The sequence below is a fragment of the Rugamonas rubra genome (assembly GCF_900114705.1).
Classification (GTDB): domain Bacteria; phylum Pseudomonadota; class Gammaproteobacteria; order Burkholderiales; family Burkholderiaceae_D; genus Rugamonas; species Rugamonas rubra.
Window position 1 is genome coordinate 1 of sequence record NZ_FOTW01000060.1, and the last position, 4,753, is coordinate 4,753.

The window sequence follows — 4,753 nt, forward strand, 5'->3', positions numbered from 1 at the left end:
CGGCCGATGGTGTTGCCGTCCGGCGTGATGTAGGTGGCGTTTTCCAGGATGTCGGCCGGGTCGACGAAGTAGACCTCGTGCGGCTGGTAGTTGGACGAGTTGGTGTCGTAGTACTTGGGGTTGTTGCCATGGTGGTACCAGCTCGGCAGCACCATCTCCTTGGTCTCGTCGACGGTCTGCACCTTTTCCACGGTGATGTTCTCGCGGATGTTGTTGAGGCTGGCCGCGCTCAGGGTCAGGTCCTTGGCCGCCTCGATGGTCGAGGAGACGTTGTTGACCAGGCCGACGGCGCCGCCGCCCGCGCCGCCGGCCACCGTCAGCGAGCCGGCGCTGTAGATGGTGGCGCCGGCGGTGTTGTTGAGCTGGCCCGCCACCTCGAGGCGCATCTCCGCGCCGCTGGCGCCCAGCAGGGCCGCCGAGCCGCTGTTGTTGAGGTTCTGCGCCGTCAGCAGCAGCTTGCCGCCGACGACGGCGTTGCTGTTGTCGATGGTGCCGCCGCCGCACCGCCGCCAACTTCATCGCCATCGCCTATTTACGCATGGCCAAACTCAAACACCTGCCGGCCAATCCGCTGCGCGCTGCCGTGCCGCGCGATTTCGGCGTTACGCGGCATGCCGCCTGAAGTCAAATTCCACACGAAACGGCATAGAGCCAACTATACGAATGTTGGCCGAGGAACATTCGGCATATCTTCGTATGCTTTCAATATGATCTCCCCCGGCAGAATATTACATGTTTCGCTCCAATAGACAATCTTCAACCAAGTAGCGGCCACCAAATATTGCCCATAGCTTAACCAGTTATTTTCCAAATTCGCCTTAAGCATCTTTCGCCCCGCATTCAAAATATCCCCTTTATCAAACTGCCCACACAATTCATGCAAACAAATTACATAACCAAAATCACGTGGCTTAAGAGTTCTCTTCAATGAAATATTTTTCTTTGTGGAATATTTCTCATATTCTATCACCCCTGCTTCATATTGCTCAGACTGACAACAAAGAGCCATATAATCATCAAGACGATCCGTCGATAGCTCACTTTTTGAAAATACATTTTTGTCAAATAATGCAGCAGCATTAAAATCTCTGGCTGCACCCCAAACATCAGCAGCATTCACTCGATCACGCATCCATATTCCGATCGCCAATGCCCATCTCAACGATTGCTGATGAAAATTCCCACTTTCGCCGAAATCTTCATTTTTTTCAATAGCAAAACTTATCCAATCAATTCTTTTGGAGAGCAAAGGCGATACTTGCTCTCGCATACCTACGAGGTATAGTCGAATAATTTCATTTAACTGCATAATAGCAACATTCCCCATGGGACGTTGGGCATCAAATTCCGTTTCAAGCAGCCTTTTTATACCGACCTCATTCACAGACTCACGAATCCTGATAGGATTAAAAATCATAATTCTCCTTTAACATTTTTTACCATTGCAATATTTATTAGAAATACTATTTTTTACGCTACCACTGCCAACCGTATGGGTCGAGCACGAACGATTCTCCAAATTTCTAATGGCAGCGTCCCTCACTGCTGGCGGTAAACGCGAGGAACTTATACTATCAATAGCCTCAAGTACTGCAGAATTCAAGGTTCTGGCATTTTCGAACGTTGGTGAATTCCCTATATTTTTAGAACTGGAGCGAAATTTCGAATCCCACATTGTAACATCGCCACTACTAACGTCAACCGAAATAATATCAGCACCTTTTCTTCCGATAGCATCCCCGTATTTAATGACGACTTGGTTAGCAGTTTTTGCAATTATATTAGCCAGATTAAGTTCTGCTTGAAATCCAACCCAATGCGACCATAGATTGGCTTCGGTCCCGCCTTTTACCATTTTTGGAACATAGCCCAATCCCGCTGCCGGATCTGGCAAGTACGAATCAAGTTCAACTCCAGCAAAAACACGGCGCGGAGTGCTTGGAACACTTTCTCCGATTGAGGATGAATCCCGCCATATCGGACTTACACTATTTCTCACTCCAACAAGACTCCCAACAAGAAGTCCTGGCGTTAGTCCGACTAGCAAATCTTTTACGCTATTCGTTAATCTAGTTTTTTCCCGCTCGTTATAAACCGCCAACTCATCTGATGTTGGATTGCTAGGCTTAATATTATCCCCAACCACCTGCCAGAAATAATCCCTGTATTTCTTACTATCCCTATAATCTGAATAGACAGAAGAATTATATAAATCACCACCTTTTGCAACAAATAATTTTTGCGACACGCCATTCTCATCAATAAAACCTCCCTTAGCGTTTACCGCTATATATTGCTTTGCGAACATATACGCTTGCCGCTCTTCGGAAGCTGCGCTTCCAAGTGTACTTCCGTTCAAATCCTGATATACTTTATCTACATTTCCTTCGGCGCCCTTGGTCAACCAACGTGCCGCCTCCAATTCAGACACTGGTCTCCCTAGTTTATCGCTCAGCTGCGCAGAGAAATCCTTAACATTTTTCAGAACCCAGTCAATTTCCTTGGGATGCAACTGCCGATTATTTACATCAACGTTCAAAGCCACCATCGCGCCGGATGCATCGCCTACTATCCCGCCAATCGCGGCCGCCGCCGCCGCCCCTAGTACCTGCTGCACCGGCTCGGGTAGATCAGTACCTTTGATCAATTTACCAATCTGTGGCATCAATTCAGCGCTCAATCCAGCTCCAAGTGCTCCCGAAAGTCCCCCGCCTAGTGCGCCGGCGGCGATGTGGGCGGCTATCCGATATTCGCCATCATCGGCCCATTTCTTCGCTTCAAGAAGATCGCCGCTTTTAGTTAGTGCTTTCTCCTGTTTCGCCGCATAGTCACCAATCCGTTTGGCCGCCATCTGACTGAACGCCGAGACAATTGCCGTCTGGGTGTTTACATCCAATTCCAGCGCCTTGCCGTCCCAGCCCTTGATCAAGCCGGCGCTACCGTCCTTCTCGGTGCTGACATCGCGATTCAGTCCGGCCAATTGTTGATCGACCGTATTGCCCGTCAACTCCCGCTGGCGCGCGCCGTCGGTGATGTCGATGAAACCGTCACTTATTCCAGTCAAGGTAACGCTTTGCTGGCTACCCGAAGCACTACCGAATCCGGCGCCGCCCCCAGGACCGGCGCGATTATCATCGCTTGCGGCAGCTTGGTTGGACGCGCCCTTCGCATCGCTCTGATCCCCATATTTTCCGCTAACACTACCGCTCACGCTGAAACCGCTGGCCTCATGGTGATCCTTGTTCTGCAAATCGCTGGTGGTCAGGCTCCCCGTGACCAGGCTGTTCAATTCGTCATCGATCGCTGTCTGGTTACTGCTCAGCACAGCGCCCTTCAGGTCGGTGTTGCCCTTGACGGTGAGGTCGAAGCCGCCGTCGCCGGCCTTGATGCCGCTCTGCTCGATCACGCTGAGGAAGTCGCCCTCGACCTTGGACTTGCTAAGATTGGCGCTCACCGAACTAATGCCGTAGCAGACTGGCGGTATGCAGAGGGAGACGCCGAAGCCGCCGCTAACCTGCTTGCTCTTGTATGTGCTGCTGTCCTGCAGGCTCTCGATGTTGAGATTGCCGCCGACGTCGGCCAACACGGAATCGCCTGCGATCACGCCCCCCTTCACGTTGGTGTCACCGCCGCTCGTCACCGTCACCAAGGCTCCACCGGTAACGTGGGTGTTGCTGTGGCTCAGATCGTCGCCGTCGGCGTTGCCGCGCGCCTTGGACGCGGCGAAGTCGAACGTCATGCCGCTCTGTTGGCCGCCGAAGGCGAAGCCGATGCCGATGCTGGCGCCGCTGGAACTGTTGGTGCTGTGCTGGCTCACAGTACTTTCCGCCGCCAGCAGGTTCACCTGGTTGCCCGCGTTCAGCATCACGTCCGTGCCGGCGCTGATGTCGCTGCCGATGGCGGTGATGTTGCTGTCCTTGCCGCCGCCGGTGGCCTTGATCGTGACGCTGCCGCCGGCCGCGATGGTCGAACCCACCGCGACGGAGGCGCTCTGCACCGAGTTGGTCTCGCTCTTCGAGTTCCCGAGGCTAACGCTAACCTTGATGCCTTTTGTGCTGCCGCCGACAAGATCCGCGGCACTCTTGGCGGCATCGAACGCGCCGGAGACCATACTGGCTGCCGCCAAGGCCTGCATGCGTGGATCCTTTGTCGTTTTGGCGGCGGAGGCCATGCTGACGATGCCGTTCACCGCGTTGATCAGCGGCACGCTGACCGTGCCGCCAATCGCCGTCTTGGCGTAGGTCGTGTGGTCGGTGCTGTCGGTCGTGCTATAGCCGGCGTTGACCAGCACGTCCTTGGCCGTGATGGCGATGTCGCCCCCGGGCGCCTTGACCTGGCTGGCCGTCTGCGTGTAGCGGCCACCCGCCGTCAGCTCGACGTCACCGCCCAGGCTGGCGACTTGGCTGCCGACCTGGGTGCTGTTGGCGTGCCTGCCGTCGGTGGTGGTCTTGACGGTGCCGATGGCCGGCTGGAAGTTGCTGCCGATGGTGCCCGACTTCTTGCTGCTGGTGGCGTAGTCGCCCGTGTCGCGGTCGGCCGCGCTGACGATGCTCAGGTCGCCCGTGGCGTTGATGCTGACCTTGCCGTCGGCCACCACCGTGCTGGCCTTGACCAGCGTGTCGCGCCCGCTGGTGGCGGCGATGCTGCCGCCGCTGAGCACGCTGCCGATCTGCCGCACCGTGTCGCCGTTGCCGCGCTTGTCGTCCTGGCTCTTGCTGTAGCCGATGCCGGTCGACAGATTGAGGCTGAAGCC

General features: G+C 55.0%; 3 protein-coding genes. All 3 read right to left on the reverse strand.

What is annotated here, in order from left to right; translation table 11 throughout:
- Nucleotides 1-386, reverse strand: a 386-nt coding sequence (locus BM252_RS29580; RefSeq protein WP_139236825.1) for a hypothetical protein, incomplete at its 3' end; no start/stop codon positions are given.
- A 269-nt stretch (nucleotides 387-655) separates the two neighbouring features.
- Nucleotides 656-1,417 carry a hypothetical protein gene (locus tag BM252_RS30740; RefSeq protein ID WP_139236826.1) on the reverse strand — a complete coding sequence of 254 codons (762 nt, stop codon included), beginning with the start codon at nucleotides 1,415-1,417 and terminating at the stop codon, nucleotides 656-658.
- Nucleotides 1,418-1,426: 9 nt separating this feature from the next.
- A partial coding sequence (locus tag BM252_RS29585; RefSeq protein WP_174900731.1) for a hemagglutinin repeat-containing protein occupies nucleotides 1,427-4,753 on the reverse strand: 3,327 nt, incomplete at its 5' end.

Coding starts and splice junctions, on each gene's coding strand:
- BM252_RS30740 (WP_139236826.1), bottom strand. CDS start 1,417: ATGATTTTTAATCCTATCAGGATTCGTGAGTCTGTGAATGAGGTCGGT.